Annotated in this window: 20 protein-coding genes; 9 read left to right on the top strand and 11 right to left on the bottom strand. The window is 71.6% G+C overall.

Annotated features, from left to right (window positions below; genetic code table 11):
* Positions 1 to 3: 3 nt before the first annotated feature.
* Entirely contained in the window at positions 4 to 1005 is a 1002-nt protein-coding gene (hpnH, locus tag ATK36_RS01945; protein ID WP_098509552.1) for an adenosyl-hopene transferase HpnH, read from the top strand.
* A gap of 143 nt (positions 1006 to 1148) precedes the next feature.
* On the opposite strand, the gene ATK36_RS01940 is transcribed toward hpnH, so the two are convergent.
* A complete protein-coding gene (locus ATK36_RS01940; protein ID WP_098509551.1) occupies positions 1149 to 2012 on the bottom strand; it encodes an alpha/beta fold hydrolase in 864 nt (287 codons plus the stop codon).
* Between the two features lie 293 nt (positions 2013 to 2305).
* Here ATK36_RS01940 and ATK36_RS32690 point away from each other — a divergent pair, with 293 nt between their 5' ends.
* From ATK36_RS32690 to ATK36_RS01915, 4 genes are all read left to right on the top strand, one after another.
* Entirely contained in the window at positions 2306 to 2887 is a 582-nt protein-coding gene (locus ATK36_RS32690; protein ID WP_245914179.1) for a MarR family winged helix-turn-helix transcriptional regulator, read from the top strand.
* Entirely contained in the window at positions 2884 to 6705 is a 3822-nt protein-coding gene (locus ATK36_RS01925; protein ID WP_245914177.1) for an ABC transporter ATP-binding protein, read from the top strand. The genes ATK36_RS32690 and ATK36_RS01925 overlap by 4 nt, the downstream gene beginning before the upstream one ends.
* Positions 6706 to 7131: 426 nt before the next feature.
* A complete protein-coding gene (locus ATK36_RS01920; protein ID WP_098509550.1) occupies positions 7132 to 7650 on the top strand; it encodes a lytic polysaccharide monooxygenase auxiliary activity family 9 protein in 519 nt (172 codons plus the stop codon).
* 272 nt (positions 7651 to 7922) lie between these two features.
* A complete protein-coding gene (locus tag ATK36_RS01915; RefSeq protein WP_098509549.1) occupies positions 7923 to 9086 on the top strand; it encodes a glycoside hydrolase family 64 protein in 1164 nt (387 codons plus the stop codon).
* A 127-nt stretch (positions 9087 to 9213) separates the two neighbouring features.
* Here ATK36_RS01915 and ATK36_RS01910 read toward each other — a convergent pair whose 3' ends face one another.
* Positions 9214 to 9579, bottom strand: a complete 366-nt coding sequence (locus ATK36_RS01910) for a DUF488 domain-containing protein (RefSeq protein WP_098509548.1) — start codon at positions 9577 to 9579, stop codon at positions 9214 to 9216.
* Between the two features lie 51 nt (positions 9580 to 9630).
* Positions 9631 to 11337, bottom strand: a complete 1707-nt coding sequence (locus ATK36_RS34920; protein ID WP_483860562.1) for a TetR family transcriptional regulator — start codon at positions 11335 to 11337, stop codon at positions 9631 to 9633.
* Between the two features lie 86 nt (positions 11338 to 11423).
* On the opposite strand from ATK36_RS34920, the gene ATK36_RS01895 reads away from it, so the two are divergent.
* Positions 11424 to 11891, top strand: a complete 468-nt coding sequence (locus ATK36_RS01895; protein ID WP_098509547.1) for a hypothetical protein — start codon at positions 11424 to 11426, stop codon at positions 11889 to 11891.
* A gap of 284 nt (positions 11892 to 12175) precedes the next feature.
* On the opposite strand, the gene ATK36_RS01890 is transcribed toward ATK36_RS01895, so the two are convergent.
* The 3 genes from ATK36_RS01890 to ATK36_RS01880 all read right to left on the bottom strand — a co-directional run bounded on the left by ATK36_RS01890 (position 12176) and on the right by ATK36_RS01880 (position 14726).
* Entirely contained in the window at positions 12176 to 12550 is a 375-nt protein-coding gene (locus ATK36_RS01890; RefSeq protein ID WP_245914176.1) for a hypothetical protein, read from the bottom strand.
* Positions 12551 to 12858: 308 nt separating this feature from the next.
* On the bottom strand, positions 12859 to 13797 hold the full coding sequence (locus tag ATK36_RS01885; RefSeq protein WP_098509546.1) for a hypothetical protein: 939 nt from the start codon (positions 13795 to 13797) through the stop codon (positions 12859 to 12861).
* Between the two features lie 77 nt (positions 13798 to 13874).
* The gene (locus tag ATK36_RS01880) at positions 13875 to 14726 is read right to left on the bottom strand and encodes an EamA family transporter (protein WP_098509545.1); all 852 of its coding nucleotides are present in this window, start codon (positions 14724 to 14726) and stop codon (positions 13875 to 13877) included.
* Between the two features lie 68 nt (positions 14727 to 14794).
* On the opposite strand from ATK36_RS01880, the gene ATK36_RS01875 reads away from it, so the two are divergent.
* Complete coding sequence (locus ATK36_RS01875) at positions 14795 to 15688, top strand: LysR family transcriptional regulator (RefSeq protein WP_098509544.1); 894 nt, start codon at positions 14795 to 14797, stop codon at positions 15686 to 15688.
* Here ATK36_RS01875 and ATK36_RS01870 read toward each other — a convergent pair.
* From ATK36_RS01870 to ATK36_RS01865, 3 genes are all read right to left on the bottom strand, one after another.
* Positions 15685 to 15894: a hypothetical protein gene (locus ATK36_RS01870; protein ID WP_098509543.1), complete on the bottom strand. Its 210-nt coding sequence runs from the start codon at positions 15892 to 15894 to the stop codon at positions 15685 to 15687. The two genes, ATK36_RS01875 and ATK36_RS01870, sit on opposite strands and share 4 nt — an antisense overlap.
* A 146-nt stretch (positions 15895 to 16040) precedes the next feature.
* Positions 16041 to 16172, bottom strand: a complete 132-nt coding sequence (locus ATK36_RS34125) for a hypothetical protein (RefSeq protein ID WP_281258986.1) — start codon at positions 16170 to 16172, stop codon at positions 16041 to 16043.
* Positions 16169 to 16405 carry a hypothetical protein gene (locus ATK36_RS01865; protein ID WP_098510268.1) on the bottom strand — a complete coding sequence of 79 codons (237 nt, stop codon included), beginning with the start codon at positions 16403 to 16405 and terminating at the stop codon, positions 16169 to 16171. The genes ATK36_RS34125 and ATK36_RS01865 overlap by 4 nt, the downstream gene beginning before the upstream one ends.
* Before the next feature lie 65 nt (positions 16406 to 16470).
* Between ATK36_RS01865 and ATK36_RS01860 the strand changes: the two genes are divergently transcribed.
* Positions 16471 to 17091: a TetR/AcrR family transcriptional regulator gene (locus ATK36_RS01860; protein ID WP_098509542.1), complete on the top strand. Its 621-nt coding sequence runs from the start codon at positions 16471 to 16473 to the stop codon at positions 17089 to 17091.
* 50 nt (positions 17092 to 17141) lie between these two features.
* Here the strand turns inward: ATK36_RS01860 and ATK36_RS01855 are convergent, their stop codons facing one another.
* Positions 17142 to 17528, bottom strand: coding sequence for a hypothetical protein (locus ATK36_RS01855; protein WP_098509541.1), 387 nt, complete (start codon positions 17526 to 17528; stop codon positions 17142 to 17144).
* A gap of 100 nt (positions 17529 to 17628) precedes the next feature.
* Between ATK36_RS01855 and ATK36_RS01850 the strand changes: the two genes are divergently transcribed.
* Entirely contained in the window at positions 17629 to 17886 is a 258-nt protein-coding gene (locus ATK36_RS01850) for a hypothetical protein (RefSeq protein ID WP_098509540.1), read from the top strand.
* Here ATK36_RS01850 and ATK36_RS01845 read toward each other — a convergent pair whose 3' ends face one another.
* Positions 17887 to 18954 carry a YeiH family protein gene (locus ATK36_RS01845; protein WP_098509539.1) on the bottom strand — a complete coding sequence of 356 codons (1068 nt, stop codon included), beginning with the start codon at positions 18952 to 18954 and terminating at the stop codon, positions 17887 to 17889.
* Positions 18955 to 19013 lie beyond the last annotated feature (59 nt).

Genomic DNA, 19013 nt, shown 5'->3' with positions numbered 1-19013 from the left:
ATCATGGCCATGCCGTTGCGCCAGTCCGTCCGGCTGGGCGGCTACCTGATGCTGCAGAAGCTGCGGCGCAAGGAGAAGTTCCCGCTGCTGGTCGAGCTGGAACCGCTCTTCGCGTGCAACCTCAAATGCGGCGGCTGCGGCAAGATCGCCCAGCCGCACACGCTGCTCAAGCAGCGGATGCCGGTGGCGCAGGCGGTCGGCGCGATCGAGGAGAGCGGCGCGCCGATGGTCTCCATCGCCGGCGGGGAGCCGCTGATGCACCCGCAGATCGACGAGATCACCCGGCAGCTGCTGGCCCGGAAGAAGATCGTCTTCCTGTGCACCAACGCGTTGCTGCTGCCCAAGCACATCGACAAGTTCACCCCGCACCGCAATTTCGCCTGGATGGTGCACATCGACGGGCTGGCGGAGCGCCACGACGCCTCGGTGCGCAAGCCCGGCGGCTTCCAGGCCGCGGTCGAGGCGATCAAACTGGCCAAGGCCAAGGGTTTCCGGGTCATGACCAACACCACGTTCTTCACCGGGGACACCCCGCAGGACGTGATCGACGTGCTGGACCATCTCAACGACCTCGGCGTGGACAACATGCAGATCTCGCCGGGCTACGCTTATGAGAAGGCCCCCGACCAGGACCACTGGCTGGGCGTGCGGCAGACTCGCGAACTGTTCGCGAAGGCCTTCGGCGGCGGCAACCGCAAGCGCTGGCGGCTCAACCACTCGCCGGTGTTCCTCGATTTCCTGGAGGGCAAGCGGGATCTGGAGTGCACGCCGTGGGGCATCCCGTCCTACTCGCTGCTCGGCTGGCAACGCCCGTGCTACCTGCTCGACGACGGCTACACCGAGACGTACCAGGAACTACTGGACACGACCGACTGGGACGCCTTCGGCCGCGGCAAGGACCCCCGGTGCGCGAACTGCATGGCCCACTGCGGATACGAACCCACGGCGGTGATCGCCACCCTCGGCTCGCTGAAGGAATCCGTGCGCGCTGCTGTGGGCCACTGACGCCGCTGGGGTGGCCGGAGTGCTCGTGGCTCCGGGGTGGCTGGGTGGTCGTGGCTCCCGAGGTGGCTGTGCGCGCTGCGGTCACCCCGGGCAGCGCGGCAGGTCGGGCCGTGTCCCCGAATAGCGCACTTCCGAACGGCACCTCACCCCGGGCAGCGCATCATCACGTCGTGCAGCGCCGCCCCGATCACGGCCGCGCCCGCGCGGGTCATCACCGTGGCCGCGTGGTCGGCGCCCGAGATCCGCCGCGGGTGGCCGAGGGTGGGCAGCACGGCCCGGAATTCCGCCAGCGCCGCCGCCGAGTACGCGGGCGGCGTGCCCGGCCCAGAACCCCATTCGGCATAGACGAACTCGATCGGCACGGTCAGCTCACGCCAACGGTGCTCGCCGAACAGCACGTCGGTCGCGTCGGCGAGGACGACCTCGCGGTCCAGCAGCACCCGGCCGTCGGCGAGGTCGTGCTCGAGGTGGTCGCGCAGCAGCGGATCACGGGCGTCCAGCAGCGGGTTCGCCGCGGTGAAATACGCGAGATACTGCTCGACCCCGTCCCACCGCCGAGACACCCTCGCCAGCTGGGCCGCGAACGCGGCGGGCACCTCCTCCGGCGTCAGGCCCGGCGCGACGGCGACCGGGAACCCGCCGTCCACCAGCACCAGCGCCTGCACCCGGTCCGGACGGCGGACGGCCAGTTCCACCGCCACGAAGCCGCCCATCGACATCCCGCAGACCGGCACCCGGCTCAGCTCCAGCGCGTCGAGCACCCGCACCAGATCCTCGGCGTGCTGCCGGATCGAGGACGGCCCACCGACCGGATAGCTGCCCGCTCGGCCGCGCAGATCCGGGGTCACCAGTGAGACGCCGGGCGTCTCCAGCGCCAGCCAGTTCCACAGCCGGCAGTTGCTCGCCACCCCGTGCACGGCCAGCACCGCCGGACGCCCGCCCGCGCCGAGTTCCACCGCCAACGTACCGCCGTCGACCGGTATCCGGACCGTCCTGCGTTCCGCCATCACCCCACGGTAGCGGACCGGACACTGTGGACGGTTCAACCGACCGTGCGGTTCCGGCCCCCGGCGGGCGATTCATCCCGGCAAGGCACATCCGGCCCACCACGCCGTTCGGGCCGGACATGGAGGTCGCCGTGCAATGTGCTCACCGGCCGACAAGCAGTCCGTGAAGGGCCCCTTCACAGCCTTGCCGCCGGACCGTGCCGGTCGCCGCCGGGCGAACGGACCGACCGGCCATAGCGGACCGCCGCGGCAGATGGTTCGACGGTCGAACAAAACGGCGCTACAGTCGGGACGTGCCCGAACCCACCGCCGCAGGAAGCCTCTCCGCGCCCGGAATCACCACTGCAGGAACCGATCCCACCCCCACCGCCGGAACCGCCAAACCCACCTCCACAACCCCCAGCGCCACCACCCCCACCGCTGGAACCGCCCCCGCCGCCGGATCCACACCGGACCCCGCGGCCGTGCTCGCCGTCCGCACCCTGGCGCGCGTCTCCCGCGTGCTGGAGCGCTCGACCGCCGAGCTCAACCTGGCGCACTACCGCGTGCTGTCGGCCATCGCGGGCGGCGATGCCCGGGCGTCCCGTGTCGCGCAGCGGCTCGCGCTCGGGCGTCCGGCGATCAGCGCCGCGGTGGACGCGCTGACCAAGCGTGGGCTGGTCGTGCGCAGCGACGTCGACGGCGATCAGCGGGCCATCGCGCTTTCCCTGACCCCGCTGGGGGAACGGCTGCTCGCCGAGACCGAGGCCGAGATGGTCGCCAGGGTCGGCGCGCTGGCCGGGCGCACCCCCGACCCGGAGCAGGTGCTGCGGGTGCTCGGCTGGCTCGGGCCGGCCATCGACGAACTCGTGGCCGAACACCTGGCATCCCGGTGAGCACCGCGGACGGTCCGGGCTGGCTGCGGCGGCTGACCGGCTACGTCCTGCGGCACCGCCGGGAGGTGGCGCTGGCGCTCGGCGCCGCGGTGCTCGGCGCGGCCTGCCAGACCGTGGTCCCGTTGCTGGAGCGGGAGATCGTCGACAACGTGGTGCTGCGCGGCGACCAGTCCCTGTGGCCGTGGCTGGCCGCGCTGCTCGTGGTGGCCGCCGCCGCGTTCGTGTTCACCTACCAGCGGCGGTACCGCGGCGGCCGGGTCGCCCTGGCCGTGCAGTACGACCTGCGCAACGACATGCACGCGCACCTGCAGCGACTGGATTTCGCCGCGCTCGACCGGATGCCCACCGGCCAGGTGGTGGCCCGGGCGACGGCCGATTCCGGGATCGTGCAAGGGCTGCTCACCCTGCTGCCGACGGTGAGCGGCAACATCCTGCTGGTCCTGCTCTCGCTCACGGTTATGCTGGTCCTCTCCCCGTTGCTCGCGCTGGTGAGCCTGATCGTGGTCCCGGCCCTGCTCGCGCTGTCCTACCGGATGCGCCGCCGGATCTTCCCCGCCACCTGGGCCGCACAGCAGCGCGAGGGCGATCTGGTGCAGATCGTCGACGAGGACATCAACGGCGTCCGCGTGGTGAAGGCATTCGGCCAGGAACAGCGGGAGCTGGCGCGCGTCGCGAAGACCGCCGGGGACGTCTACAGCACGAACCTGCGCGCCGTCCGGCTCCAGTCGCGGTATCAGCCGCTGCTGCAAGCGATCCCGTCGCTGGGGCAGGTCGCCGTGCTGGTGGTCGGCGGCTGGCTGGCGCTGCACCACGGGCTCAGCCTCGGCACTTTCCTGGCGTTCTCCACCTACGTCGCGCAGCTGATGGCGCCCGCCCGGCAGCTGGCCGGGGTGCTCGCGATCGGGCAGCAGGCCCGCGCGGGGGTCGAGCGGATCTTCCAGCTGCTGGACCTCGAACCGGCGATCACCGACGCCCCGGACGCGCGGGACCTGCCGCCGGCGCGGGGCGAGCTGACCTTCCGGGACGTCCACTTCGGACATTCGGCGGACGCACCCGTGCTCCGTGGTTTCGAGCTGCACCTCGCGGCGGGCGAGCGGGTCGCGCTGGTCGGGGCGAGCGGCAGCGGCAAGACCACCGCGACCATGCTGGTGTCCCGCTTCCACGATCCCGATTCCGGCGCGGTGCTGGTGGACGGGCACGATCTGCGGTCGGTGCGGCTGTCCTCGCTGCGCTCCCAGGTCGGCGTGGTGTTCGAGGAGAGTTTCCTGTTCTCCGACACGATCCGCGCGAACATCGCCTACGCCCGTCCGGACGCCGGCGAGGACGAGATCCTCGCCGCAGCCAGGATCGCGGCGGCCGACGGCTTCGTTTCCGAGCTGCCGCAAGGGTATGACACGGTGGTCGGCGAACGCGGACTGTCGCTGTCCGGCGGCCAGCGGCAGCGCATCGCGCTGGCCCGCGCCGTGCTCGCCGACCCTCGCATCCTCGTGCTCGACGACGCGACCAGCGCGGTCGACGCCACCACCGAAGAGGCGATCAACGAGTCCCTCCGCACCGTCCTTTCCGGACGGACGACGCTGCTGGTCGCGCATCGGCGCTCGACCCTGCACCTGGCCGACCGGGTGGTGATGCTGGACGGCGGCGTGGTCGCCGATCAGGGCAGCCACGAGGAGCTGTTCGCCCGCAGCGCCCGCTACCGCGCCCTGCTGACCGGTCTCGACGACGCGGAGGCCGAGCAGGTCGGCGACCGGATCGAAGCCCTGTCGGAATGGGCGGGCGGCACCACCGAATCCGCCTGGCGCGAGGCCGAACGGCAGCATGAGCACCGGCTGCACACCACCCGGGCAAGCACCGCGGGGATCGGGGCCGGGCTGGCCGGCTCGGCCGGGCGCAGCTGGCGCGCCGCGTTGCCCCCGACCCCGGAGCTGCTCGCCCGGGTGGATCGGCTCCCGCCGGTCCGCGACTCCGCCACGCTGGACCTGTCCGCGGAATCCCGGCAGCAGCGCGGGTTCTCCCTCCTCACCCTGCTACGGGAGTTCCGCCGCCCGCTCGCGCTCGGGCTGCTGCTGGTGGTGCTCGACGCGGCCGCCTCGGTGATCGGCCCGGTACTGGTCAAAAGCGGGATCGACGACGGGGTGCTGCGGGCCTCGCAGGCCGTGCTGTTCGGCGCGGCCGGGCTGTTCCTGGTGATCATCCTGGCCGCGCTGCTGGACGGGATCGCCGAGACGTTCGTGACCGGCCGGACCACGCAGCGGGTGATGCTCTCGCTGCGCGTGCGGATCTGGGCGCAGCTGCAACGGCTTTCGCTCGACTACTACGAACGCGAGCTGACCGGCCGGATCATGACCCGGATGACCACCGACGTGGACCAGTTCGAAGCCCTGATCCAGAACGGATTGCTGTCCGCGCTCGTCGCGGTGGTCACTTTCGCCGGAGTGGGGGTCACCCTGGTGGTGGTGAATCCGGTGCTGGGCCTGTGCACGCTCACCGTGGTCGTGCCGCTGGCGATCGCCACCGCGGCGTTCCGGCGCCGCGCGACACGGCTGTACGACGTGGCCCGCGACCGGGTCGCCGTGGTGAACGCCGATTTCCAGGAAAGCCTTGCCGGAGTGCGGGAATCGCAGGCGTTCACCCACGAGGGCGCGACCATCCGGCGGTTCCGCGAGCTGGGCCGTGACTATCTGGACGCCCGGTTCTCCGCGCAACGGCTCGCCGCCACGTACTTCCCGTTCGTGCAGTTCCTCTCCGCCGGCGCGGATGCGATCGTGCTCGGGGTGGGGGCCGGGATGGTCCGCTCCGGCTCGCTGAGCGCCGGTGCGCTGATCGCCTTCGTCCTGTACATCGACTTGTTCTTCTCCCCCGTCCAGCAGCTGTCGCAGGTGTTCGACTCGTGGCTGCAGACCCGGGTTTCCGTCGACCGCATCGCCGAACTGATGCGGCTGGAGACCCTCACCCCGGTCGCACCCGGCGCCGTCACTCCCCGCCGCGTACGCGGGGCGATCGCCTTACACGGCGTACGTTTCAGCTACCCCACCGCCCCTGCCACGACGCCCCGACGGCGCGGCCCGGCCGACCCGCGGATGATCCCCGGCGCCGAGGCCACCGCGAAGCTCCCGGAAGCGTTGCGGGGTATCGACTTGACCATCGCACCCGGCGAAACCGTCGCGCTGGTCGGGGAAACCGGCGCGGGCAAGTCGACGGTGCTGAAACTGCTGGCCCGGTTCTACGATCCGGACACCGGCCACGTCCGCGTGGACGGCCGCGATCTGCGCGACCTGGACCTCGCCGGTTACCGGCGGCTGCTCGGCTACGTGCCGCAGGAGGCATTCCTGTTCACCGGCACCGTCCGCGACAACATCGCCTACGGCCGCGCCGATGCGACCGACGCCGAAGTGGAGGCCGCCGCCCGCGCCGTCGGCGCACACGAGTTCGTGGCTTCCCTCCCCGGCGGCTACCTGCACGAGGTCGCCGAACGCGGTCGTTCACTCTCCGCCGGGCAACGCCAACTGCTGGCGCTGGCCCGCGCCCAGCTCGTCGACCCGGCGATCCTGCTGCTGGACGAGGCCACGTCGAACCTCGACCTCGCCGCCGAAGCCCGCGTGTCGAACGCCATGCGCACGGTGTCCTCCGGCCGCACGACAATCGTCATCGCGCACCGCCTGCACACCGCCCGCACCGCCGACCGGATCGTGGTCCTGGAGCACGGCCGCGTCGCCGAATCCGGCAGCCACGCGGACTTGCTGGACCGGCCGGGCCGGTATGCCGCGATGTGGGCGGCGTTCACCTCCCTGAGCGGGGAGGGGCCGACTGCCGCTTGAGCGGTCTGTGGCGCTCGGGTGTCTCGGGTGCTTCGCGGTGGGTGCGTTCTCTCGGTACTTGTGATCGAAAGTTGGCGTACGCGTACGCCAACTTTCTGCGGAGAGTGGCGATGGTCGGTGGGGTGCGGGATCTGATCTCTTCTGGGGGATTCGGGGCGTCTTTGGGAACCCTGGGACGGACGCGTTGGCGTTCGGGAGTCGCGTCGTAGTGGCCGCACGGATCTGGGCAGGTCGGACCTCGTCTCGATGTTGATCACTAACGATAGTCGGTCATTCTTTGCCATCTATTGACCTCTTCGCCCCTCCCCTTTATGGTCTAGACCATAACTCCATCCTTCGCTCGCCCCCATCGAGTCACCGGCAGTGTGGCCCGCGGGTTTCGCCATGCCCGGAAAGGGAAGGCGAGCACTCCCCGAAGGAGCTGCCATGAAAGCGAACCGGAAACTCATCGCCGCGCTGAGCGGGGCGGCGATCGCGCCGGTGCTGGTGCTGGCCGGGCCGGCGAGCATCGCCAGTGCGCACGGGTACGTGAACTCGCCGCCCAGCAGGCAGGCGGAATGCGCGCAGGGCATCGTCGAATGCGGGGCGGTCAAGTACGAACCGCAGAGTGTCGAAGGCCCCAAGGGGCTGCACGAATGCAACGGCGGAAAGGCCGAGTTCGCCGAACTGAACGACGACAGCAAGGGCTGGCGCGCCACCCCCACCGGCACCACGGCCAGTTTCACCTGGACCTTCACCGCCCAGCACTCGACCACCGACTACGAATACTTCATCGGCGGCCAGAAGGTCGCCGGCTTCGACGGTGGAGGCCAGAAGCCACCGGAAACCGTTACGCACCAAGTGGATCTGAGCGGGCACACCGGCCACCAGACAGTACTGGCGGTCTGGAACATCGCGGACACGGCGAACGCCTTCTACTCCTGCATCGACCTGCAGGTCGGCTGATTCCCCTGAACGGAGGCGTGCCCGGCGACGTGGCGGCGTCCCGGGCACACCTCCCCCGCGCCGCGACGAAAGTCGTAAGCCAAGTGGGCCAACGGAATCCGGTCCGAAATGCGCCCGCCGGCGAGCACCGGACCACTGGTCCAGACCCTTGCCCGTGCGCCCGGTTTCCGGTGGCGGCCCGGGCACCCTCCCGGCGAACTGTTGACCATTTGCCAACAAGATGATTAGCGTTCCCGTCAGCGAGCAACGGTGCGACCAGGAGGCGATTTTCCTTGATATCCCGGCGAACTTTCCTCGGCGCTTCCGCGGCGGCGGCGACCATCCCTTGGTGGGGAACGAATCCGGCCGCCGCGGCGACCCCGGACACGGTCAAGATCGCCTTCGACGATCGATCCGGCGCGGGGCAGACCTACGCCTACATCACCGGAACCACGCTGGACCACCGGCTGATCGTCCTCAAGGCCGACGGCACCGCGTACTACCCGCCGTCGCCGGGCGCGCAGGCGCCGCTCGGGGTGGACTGCGCGATCCCGCTGAAATCGCTGTCCCAGGTGAGCGTGCCCAAGATGATCGGCGCCCGGATCTACCTGGCACTCGACGAGAAACTCGACTTCTTCGTCAATCCGGGTCCGGAAATGGTGCACCCGAGTTTCCTCAGCGCCGACGACCCGAACTACCGGCGAAACTGGGCATTCGCCGAGTTCACTTTCAACGACGGCCAGCTCTTCGCGAACATCAGCTACGTGGACTTCGTGGCCATTCCGATCGGCCTGCACCTCACCACCACGGGGTCCGGCGAGCAGACCGTCGAGGGACTCCCGGCCCGTTCGCTGGACGGGATCTGCGACGAGCTGAGGAAACAGGGCGGCTCATGGGCCAAACTGGTGGAGGACGACGGCGGGAAGGCACTGCGGGCGCTGTCCGCCCAGCACCGCGCCGACCAGTTCGCCGGCTACCTCGACGGCTACCTCGACCAGGTGTGGGAGAAATACGGCGGCACCAAGCTCACCGTCGACACCCAGCGTCCCGATCTCGGCAAGTTCACCGGCCAGGTCTCGGGCGGGAAACTGACCTTCACCAACGGCGAAAGCTTCGACAAGCCCGCCACCGCGGACGTGTGGAGCTGCGACAGCGGCCCGTTCTCGCTCGCGGGCAACCCCAGCGAGGCCCGCAAGGCGATTGTGCCGCGGCTGGCCGCCGCGCTGAACCGCACCACCTTGCTGGACAATCCGAACCAGCCGACCGGCGAGGACCCGGCGAAGTTCTACCAGGGCGACAAGACCAATCACTACGCCCGGATCGTGCACAGCAAGCTCCCGGACAACCGCGGTTACGCCTTCCCGTATGACGACGTCACGTCCGGCCAGGACTTCAGCGGCGCAGTTCAGGCCGGCGACCCGGACACGCTGACCATCACCGTGAACGCCTTGCGCTGAAAGCAAAACTCACCCGGCTGGAGCACTTTCGCGCGCATTCCGGCCACGTGGTGGGCGAGTCTCCTCGTCCACCACGCCGGTTGCGCCACGATCGCCGGCCTTTCAACCTCGCCGCGTGGTGCCTGGATCAGTCCTCGCCGCGAAGGACTTCGGCCAAGACCGCGGCCTGGCTGTACGCGGGGTCCTTGGTCGCGGTCAGCAAGGTGAGCCGCCCACGGGCCGCACGGGCGCGGAGCGCGGCGACGGCCTCCGCCGCAACGGGTTCCGACAGCTCAAGCCGGTAACGACGGCCGAATTCGGCGAACCGCTCCGGATCGTGGCCGTACCAGCGACGCAGTTCCGTGGACGGCGCGACGTCCCGGCACCAGTCGTCCAGCGCGGCCGCGGTCTTGGCCAGCCCACGCGGCCACAACCGGTCCACGAGGACCCGCGTGCCACCCTCCGAGGTCGCCGCGTCGTACACCCTGGCCACCTGCACGTCGGGAGTGCCCATACCGCCATTGTGCCGCCCGCCCCTGCCGGCCAAGAATGGCACTGAGTGCACTTACTGCCCCCGACGCCCCCGCTCCGCCTCACGCAGCGCGGCACCGATCCGCGTGACCACCTCGTGCACCGGGGTCGTGGTGCGCAGCACCGCCACCACGGTGCCCGGCTCGTCACCCGCCATGGCCAGCGCGGTTTCGATGCCGGTCACGTCTGGAGTTTCGCTCTCTGCAGCCACATTCCCGGGGGCAATGCGCTCGGAAGCAGCGCTCCCGGAACCGGTGCGCTCGTCGAAGGCAAGGACGTCGCCGCTGGCAGGAGCATTGATCCCGGTAACCGCGCTGCCGGACGCCGGTGCCCCACGACCAGCGATCGGCTTACCGGACACGGCCACATCACCTGGGTCGATCACGGCGCCTGCCGCACCGGCGATGCCGCCGGACTCGCCGGAAGCCGCCGCCGTTGCGGGCCTGGTCGCACCGGCACCGGACGCCTTGCCGGAAGGAGCCACCCCGGCCGAACCCACCGCGCCACCGGCAGCGACCGCCCCGCCAGCGGCCATTGCCGCGCTGGAACCCACCGCGCCTCCAGCACCAACCGCCTCGCCAGCGGCCCCCGCCTCACCAGAACCCACCACACCACCAGCACCAACCGCCTCGCCAGCGGCCCCCGCCTCACCAGAACCCACCACACCACCAGCACCAACCGCCTCGCCAGCGGCCCCCGCCTCACCAGAATCCGCCGCGCCTCCCACGCCGGCCGCACCGCCCGAGGCGATCGTGCGGCGGGAGGCCGCCACGGCCTCGGAGCCGTCGGCCGCACCGGAAGCCGTTGCGTCGCCGGAGCGGATCGCACCACCGGACCCAGCCATCCCACCAGGCCCAGCCACCCCACCAGGCCCAGCCACCCCACCGGAACCGGCCGCACTACCCGGCCCAACCGCCACGCCGGACGCGGCAACCCCGCCGGAACCGGCCGCGCCACCCGGACCAGGCACTTCGCCCGAACCGATCGGGCCGGACGAACCCGCCGTACCAGGCGCAGACATGGTGCCGTGCCCAGCTTCACCAGGCATGGGCGCTCCGCCGGCCCCGATCGTCTCGCCCCCGGCGACCCCGGCGGACCATCCGGCACCGGGCGCGGCGGCCGGGTCCGGCGGGCGGAAAGCGGCTGCCACCAAGGCGAATGCCTGTTGCGCGCTGGCCGCGATGTCGTCTCGGCCGCCGCTGCGCAGCCAGCGTCGCAGGACGTGGTTGTTGGCGGCGGCGATCGCGGCCGCCGCGACGGCCGCGCGCAGGCTGGCGGTCTCGTCGCCGGCGGCGGCGAAGCGGTCGGCGAGGTAGCGGGCCAGCACCCGCTGGTACCGGTCGACGGTCGCGACTTCCTTGTCGCGCAAGGAAGGCACCGTGCGGGTGAGCGTGAACCGCTTGAGCGACACGTCGAGTTCGGCGGCATACGAGTCGAGCACCAGCGAGACCGCCGCGCACGCCACGTCCACCGGGTCCCGTCCCGGGTCCGCGCCCGCGAAGACCTGTTCCATCTCGGCCACGATCTCGTCGTGGTTGGCGAAGAGAACGTCGTCCTTGCTGTCGAAATACCGGAAGAACGTGCGCCGCCCGACCCCGGCGGCCGCGGCGATGTCGTCGACCGTGGTCGCTTCGTACCCGTTGGCGGCGAACAGGTCCACCGCGGCCGATGCCAGCGCCCGCCGCAGCTGCCGTCGCCCGGCGGGCGTCGCCCCGACGCGGGTGCGCGGCGTGTCCGTCATGACCAGGACGGTAGCAGCAGACTTGCTAGTGGCACTGAGTGCCGTTAGCATGAATGGCATCCCTTGGACAGCGGAAGGCGTCGACGATGACTCTCGATCAGCAGCTGTGGCCCGGCGCCGGAACCGGCCCGGCCACCGGAGCCGAACCCGCGGCCGCGTACTACGGCGGGCTGTTCGGCTGGACGATCCGCCGCCAGGAATCGAAGCTGTTCCTCGCGCTGGAAGGCGGGCTCTGCGCCGTCACCCTGCCGAAACTGACGGCCGGCCCGGTGCTCGCGCATCTGCTGGCGCTGGGTTGCGAGGGCCCGTCCGTGGTCGTGCCGACCCCGCACGGCCCGCGCCTGTCCATCCTCGCCGAAACCGACGGGCAGCTACTCCCGCGCGGCTCCCTCCCCGCCGACGTCACCGTCCTCGACTGTGGCGCGCTCCTCCCCCTGCCCGCCGGGCAGCGCACGCCCGGCGCGGGTCCGGAATGGCTGACCGCCCCGGATCCGCGGCACCGCTGGCTGCCCAGCGTGAGCGCGGTCCTGGCCGGAGTCCGCCGCCGCCCCTGACCTCCGGCGGTTCTCTGGACGGCCATCACAGCCGATCAGGGAAATGGGTTCGCACGATCTCATCGGGCGGGCGCACTCCCGGCTCCGCGCAGTCCCGGGGCGCGGGTTTTACCGTTGTACCAACCGAAAGCAGGACAGCTCAGCCGGGTACGCAGACCTCGTCCAGTACCGCGGCCGCCTCGGCCACCAGGGTGTCCAGACCGGCGAGGAAAGCGTCGATCTCCTGCCTGCGGCGGTGGCCACGCCGCGGGTTTCCCCGTCATACCAACCGAAAGCAGGACGGCTCAGCCGGGTACGCACACCTCGTCCAGCGCAGCGGCCGCCTCGGCTGCCAGGGTGTCCAGGCCGGCGAGCAGGGCGTCGATCTCCTGCCTGCGGCGGTGGTCGCGCCGCGGGGACGGCACCAGGGAAGTACCGACGAGCATGAGCAGGATGTCGATCTCGTAGGCCAGATCGGCCAGCCGCAGCGCGGGTACGTGATCGCCGGGGGCGCCGGTCTCCGCGTGCCGGCAGGTCGCGTGGCCCAGGGTTCGGCACAGGGTGCGCAACCGGGTGCGGGTGGCATCGGCGTACGGATCGGACCTGGGGCCGCCGGTGCGGATATTCCACGCCACCGAGAGCAGGCAGCGGCCGGCGTCGTCCAGGGCGGTGTTCGTCACCGGGGTGAGTCTGGGAGGGCGGCGTGCGGCGAGGAGTCCGACACGCCAGGGCTCACCGCATCGGATGATCGACGGCAGCCAGGCCAGACCACCGGACCTGACCTCGCACCCGGCACTCCGGAACCCACCAATCTCCGGTAACCCCGGCAGAACACCCGCCGCCTCGAGCCGCCCTCCGGCTTCGCCCGCGCCGCGCCCAGGCTGTGAAGGGGCCCTTCACGGACTCTGAGTCCGTGAAGGGCCCCTTCACAGCCTCAGACCGAAGCTCAAACCCGAAGCGCAGCCGGAAGCGCAGCCCACCACGGAGCTCACGGCACCGGGAGATCCTCCGGACCCGGGCCGGCCAGCAGCAGACGGACCGTCGCGTCCACCGGGAGGCGGTCGTCGGTGGCGTGGGCGAGCAGGGCGTGGATCCGGCCGGCTTCCGGGCTCAGTTCCGCGGTGGTGTCGGTCACCTCGGCGCTCGCGGCGGCGAGGGTGCCCAGCCCGGCGTGGTGGTGGGCGTCGCGGACGGCGTTGCGCAGCACGGCCAGTTCGGCGGGTGTCGGGCCGCGCTTCTCCTCGCGCAGCCGCGCCACGATCCGCCGGACGGCCGGGGAGTGCGCGGCGACCGCCTGCCGCCCGGCGAAGGAGGCCACCATCCGGGGCGTCGCTCGCGTCGCGGGAGCCGCGGGCGGCGGTGTCACGATCGGCGTGGCGGGCAGGCTGTCCAGCGCCGCGGCCCGACGGCGTTCGCTCTCGCGGACCCGGGCCACGGGATCCGGACGGCGGGCGGCGGCGATCTCCCGTGCCTGCGCGCGGGCCCGCTCCCCCGCCCCGGTCAGCCGGGACGGGCGCCGGTAGCCGCCCTCGTCAAGGGCCTGTTTGCGACGCTGGGCGAACCACGCCTCGAAAGTCTGCCCCGGCCGCGGCGGCTCGCGCACCTCGTTCATCGCCGCGGCGGGTCCGTCGTCGAACCAGCCGTTCAGCCGGGAACGCAGGAAATCGCCGGGGCGCTCCCCCGCGGTCCGTGGCCGCTGCCGCTCGCCGCCGGGCAGCACGCTCACCGCGATCAGCAGCGCGTCCGGGCAATAACCGTTGGCGTACCAGAATTCCAGCTGCCGTTCGACGTCGTCGCGTTCGTCGCGGGTCAGCCGTTCGGTCACCCAGCCGAGGCGGCGGAAGAGCACGCCGGTGGCCTGCGCGCGTTCGTGCGCGTCGCCGGGGACGACCGTCGCCGGCCACTCCCGGTCCGGGATCCGCACCACGGCCGCACCTCCTTCCGGTGCCCCGACGGTACGGGGGCCGCGACAGCGCCGATCGGCCGACACGCCGGATTCCGGACTCAGCCCCGCCGGAGCACGGCCACGGCGTTCACCGCCACGATCACCCCCATCGCGACCCAGGCCAGCGCGTCCGGACGCTGGCCCAGCACAACCAGGCCGACCAGCGCGGCCAGCACCGGCTGCACGCTCATGAACGCGCCGAAGAACCGGGGCGGCACGCGCCGCAGCGCCAGCAGGTCCACCAGGAACGGCACTGCCGACGACAGCACCCCGGCGAGTACCGCCGCGCCGAGCGCCCCGGCGGAGAGCGGATGGTGCAGGAACACGAAGATCCCCACCGGCAGATAGACGAGCCCGGACGCACCGGCCGCCGCTGCCGAGCCCTGCACGCCGGGCAGCCGGCGGCCGACCGTGCGGTTGAGCAGGATGTAACCGGCCCAGCACCCGGCGGCCGGCAGCGCCAGCCCGATCCCGATGTAGTCGGTGCTCGGCTCCGGCCGGGTCAGTACGCCGACCGCGGCCGCGGCGAGCAGCGCGCACGCGAGGTCCGTCCGACGCCGCGAGCCGGCCAGCGCGAGGGCCAGCGGGCCGAGGAACTCCAGCGTCATCGCCAGTCCGAGGCCGAGCCGGTCGATCGCGGCGTACAGCGCGAGGTTCATCGTGGCGAACACCGCCGCCAGCGCGAGCACCGGCCGCCATTGGGCCGCGGTGAACGTCCGCAGCCGCGGCCGTCCGGCGGCGAGCAGCACCACGGCCGCCACCCACTGCCGGACCGCCACCACCCCGGCCGGGCCGAGCACCGGGAACGCCAGCGCCGCCGTGGCCGCTCCGACCTGGTTGGAGAGCGCGCCGCCGAGCAGCATCGCCGCACCACGGGCATGGGAGGTCCCGGCCGTCTCGGTAGTCGCCATGCGCCGAGCGTGCCGCCCGATCATCCATGCGCAAAATGCATTGACCGACTCATCGATACGCTGGACGCATGGATCTGGAACTGCGGCAGCTGCGGTGCCTCGTCGCGATCGTGGACGCGGGCACGTTCACCGACGCCGCGATCGAACTCGGCGTCTCACAGGCCGCCGTGTCCCGCACGCTGGCGTCGCTGGAACGGGCCCTCGGCGTGCGGCTGCTCAACCGCACCAGCCGCAGCCTCACCCCGACCACCGCGGGCGTCCAGGTCCTTGCGCGGGCCCGGCATCTGCTCGACGAGGCCGACGATCTGGTCCGCGAAGCCACCACCGGGCACACCCGGCTGCGCATCGGGCACCCGTGGTCGGCGATGGGCCGCCACACCGCCGAATTCCAGCGCCGCTGGGCGGCCGGGCACCCGGACATCGAGCTGCTCCTCATCCGGACGAACAGCGCGACCGGCGGGCTGGCCGAAGGACTCTGCGACCTCGCCGTGCTCCGCACTCCGATGCCGCCGGGCCGGTATTCCGGCGCCGCGGTCGGCCGCGAGGACCGTTACTGCGCGATGGCGGCGGACGATCCGTGGGCGCGCCGCCGCAGCGTCACCCTCGCCGAGATCGCGACCCGGGTACTGGTGATCGACACCCGCACCGGGACCACGACGACGGATCTGTGGCCGGCGGACGCGCGCCCGGAGGTCGAGCGCATCAACGACATCGACGACTGGCTGGCCGCCATCGCGACCGGGCGGTGCGTCGGCGTGACCCCGCACGGGACCGTGCCCCAATATCGGCGCGACGGCATCGTTTACCGCCGGGTGCGCGACGCGCCGCAGGTCCCGGTCCGGCTCGTCTGGCGCCGCGAGGACCCGCATCCGGCCACCCACGCCGCGGTGGCCCTGCTGGGCGAGCTCTACCGCGGCGGCGACCGTCCACATGCGACTCATCGGGCTCCCGGACAGCACTAGACTGACCGGACGAAGGGGCTGTTGTTGCGACTGTCCGCAGTGGACTCCGGCGCGGAAGCGGCCGTCACGCCGGTCTCGTCGACGGCCGCCTGCTCTTCCTGGAACATTTCCGCCATCCGCCCGCGCGCGGCGGGCAGATCGGTCAGATCGCTCTGCGGAATCAGCGGAATCGCGGCGGCGATCTCGGGATCGCAGGGATAGTTCATCGTTCTCCTCCGGACGGACAGGCTCGTTGTTGATCATCCTCCCGCTGCCCGTCCGTCCCGCGCACCCGACGACCGTCGCGAATCCGTATGCCGCGATGCCGACGAACGGCGCCGCAGCACGGAACCCAACCGTCCACAAGGGACGATCACCGGCCGGACCGCCGCCGGATCAGCACCGCGCCGAGCACCATCAGCGCCACGGCGGCGAGCACGATCAGCCCCTTGAGCAGCAGGTCGGTCACCAGGTGGCGCAGGATCTCCGCGCCTTCCCCGGTCACCGCGCATCCCGCCCGCGGTCGTCATCCAGCCACCGCACCGCTTCCCGGGCGACGCGGCCGCCGCCACGCTCGCCCATCGCACGGGCGACGGTCTTCGCCCCGGCCCGCACCCATTCGCCCTTTCCCCGCCGGCGCAGCGCGACGACCGCCGCGAACACGGCCAGCCCCAGCACCACGACCGCCCCGGCGATGATCCCGAACCGGATCAGCAGCACGTTCAGCACCGTCTCCATGACCATCCCTTTCTGTCACGCCTGTGATACAAACCTGAATATCACGAGTGTGCTATAAAAGTCCAGTGCCCAAGGTGGTGGACGGAGAACAACGGCGAGCGCACATCGCGGACGCGGTGCTGCGGCTGGCCGCGCGAGACGGACTGAACGCGGTGTCGCTGCGCGCCGTGGCCACGGAGGCCGAGCTGAACATCGGCTCGGTGCGGCACTATTTCGACAGCCAGCACGCCCTGCTGCGGTTCGCGATGCAGGCCACCATCGACCGGGTGTCGGCCCGGCTGCTCGCCCACCGGGAAGCGATGCCCCCCATGGCCGGGCTGCCCGGCGCGGAGATCGTCGACCGGCTCACGGACTTCTTCGCCGAACTCCTCCCGCTCGACGAACGGCGCCGCTCCGAAGCGACGGTGCTGGTGGAATTCCTGATCGCCGCGCGCGCGGATCCCGGCCTGGCCGACCTGGCCGCGGAAACCATCCGCGGCACCGTGACCCTGGCCCGGCGCATCCTCGACGCACTGGCCGGCACCGGCACGTTCGCCCCCGGAGACCCGGAGGTGGAGGCGCCACGGCTGGCCGCACTGCTGGACGGGCTCGTCTTCCGCGCGATCCTGCAGCCGGAGGTGACCACGGGTGCGGAGTGCCTGGCCGTGCTGCGTGCGCATCTGACCGGGCTGACGCGGGAGGGGTGAGCCCGGGGTCGTCCGGGGCCGACGAAAATCGGCACGAACCGGCCGGAACCTCAGCCGGGCAGCCGCACTTCCGCCCAGGTCGTCGCCCGTGCTCCATCGGTGACCGTGGACCATTCGGAGGCCAGGTCGTCCAGCAGCAGCCGGCCCCGCCCGCGGCCGGGTGAGCGCGGCTCGCCCGCGGGGGCGACCGGTTCGATGCGGGTCACTTCGAGGCGCAGCCGCGGCGGGCCGGCGAGCAGGCCGAGCCACAGGCCGCGGCAGACGGCGCCGTCGCGGGCGGCGTCGGTGATCAGTTCGTCGAGCAGGAGCACTGCGTCGGCCACGCGGGGGGCGTCGACGTGCGAGAGCATCGCCCGGAGCGTCGTGCGGGCGGGTCCCGCGATGTCCGGGCCGTCGAACACGGCCGTGGTGGCCGGGTGCCGCGCATGATCGGCCATCGCCGGTCCTCCTGGAATAGGGGTGGCAAACCCGGAACTACCCAGATCATTCCGGAGTCAACCGCAGGCGCCCTTATCCTGGCCGGGAGGGAGGCAGGGCATGGAGGACGACCGGCGGGCCTGGTCCGAGGAGGATCGGGCGGCCTACCGCGCATTCGTGCGCGAACATCACCCCGACGTGGGCGGTGACCCGGCCGAGTTCGCCGCGGGTCTGCGTGCCCTGCGCGAGCGCGCGGCCACCCCGGCGGAGGAGCCCGATGCCCCGATCGTCTTCGTGACCCGGCAGAGCGCGCTGCCCCGGCTGGTGTCGGCGTTGTCGGCTCGCCGCCGGCGCAAGCGCAACCCGCGCGTCCGCTGATCAGAGTGCGCCGGTCAGCGCCTGCAGGCCGAGGCTCGAAGCGGCGACCGCGACCCACAGCAGCGCGCCCATCAGCAACGGCCGGTGCCCGGCGGCACGCAGATCGGCGGGCTTGAGGGAAAGCCCGATCCCGGCCAGCGCCGTGGTGATCATGAACGTCCCCGCGGTCGACAGCGGTTCGTGCCACGAAGCGGGGATCAGCCCGGCGCTGTCCAGCCCGGCGGCGACGAGGAAACCGATCAGGAACGGCGGCACCAGCCGGTGCCAGGGCAAGGTACGCAACGACATCCGGCCGGACCGCGCGTCGCGGCGCGCTGCGAGGAGAGCGAGTACGAGGACGATCGGGATCAGCGTGAGTGTCCGCGTGAGCTTCACGACGATGCCGTACGACCCGGCGTCGCCGCCGTACGCGTACGAAGCCGCGACGACGGACGAAGTGTCATTCACCGCCGTACCGGCCCACAGCCCGAACGCATGCGACGACATCCCCATCAAGTGTCCCAGCGGCGGGAAGAGCAGTACTGCGGCCACGTTGAAGGTAAAGATCGTGCCCAGCGCGTACGCGACGTCGGCTTCCTTCGGCTTGAGTACGGCGCTCGTCGCAGCGATCGCGGACGCGCCGCAGATTCCGGTGCCCACCCCGATCAGCGTCTGCGTGTCCCCGCGTACGCCGAGCAGACGGCCGAGCAGCCACGCACCGCCGAGCGCGACCGCGAGCGTGCCGAGCATGACCGGCAACGACTCCCCGCCGACCTGAACGACCTGCTGCAACGACAAACCCGTACCCAGGACCACGATCGACAGCTGCAGCACAGCCCGCGACGCGAAGGCGTACCCGGGGCTGAGCCCCACTGCGCGCAAGCCCGGCACAGCAACTCCAGCGAGCGCGCCCAGAAGGATCGCCAGCACCGGCCCACCGACGACCGGAACGAGTTTCCCGCCCGCTGTCGCCACCGCAGCGATCAGCACGGCGACCGCGAGCCCCGGAACTTTTCCCCCGAGCTTCGCCAGCCAATCCGGCGCTGCGGCGATCCTCGCCCGGCCGAACGCGGCCCCGTCCGCCGTCATGACACCTCCAATGTACGTACATTTACCGTAGGATATGTACGTACATTTGACAACCGGGG

Origin of the sequence: Amycolatopsis sulphurea (assembly GCF_002564045.1) — a bacterium.
GTDB lineage: Bacteria > Actinomycetota > Actinomycetes > Mycobacteriales > Pseudonocardiaceae > Amycolatopsis > Amycolatopsis sulphurea.
Note: the sequence above shows the minus strand (reverse complement) of the source record. Positions and strands in the feature narration are given on the sequence as shown.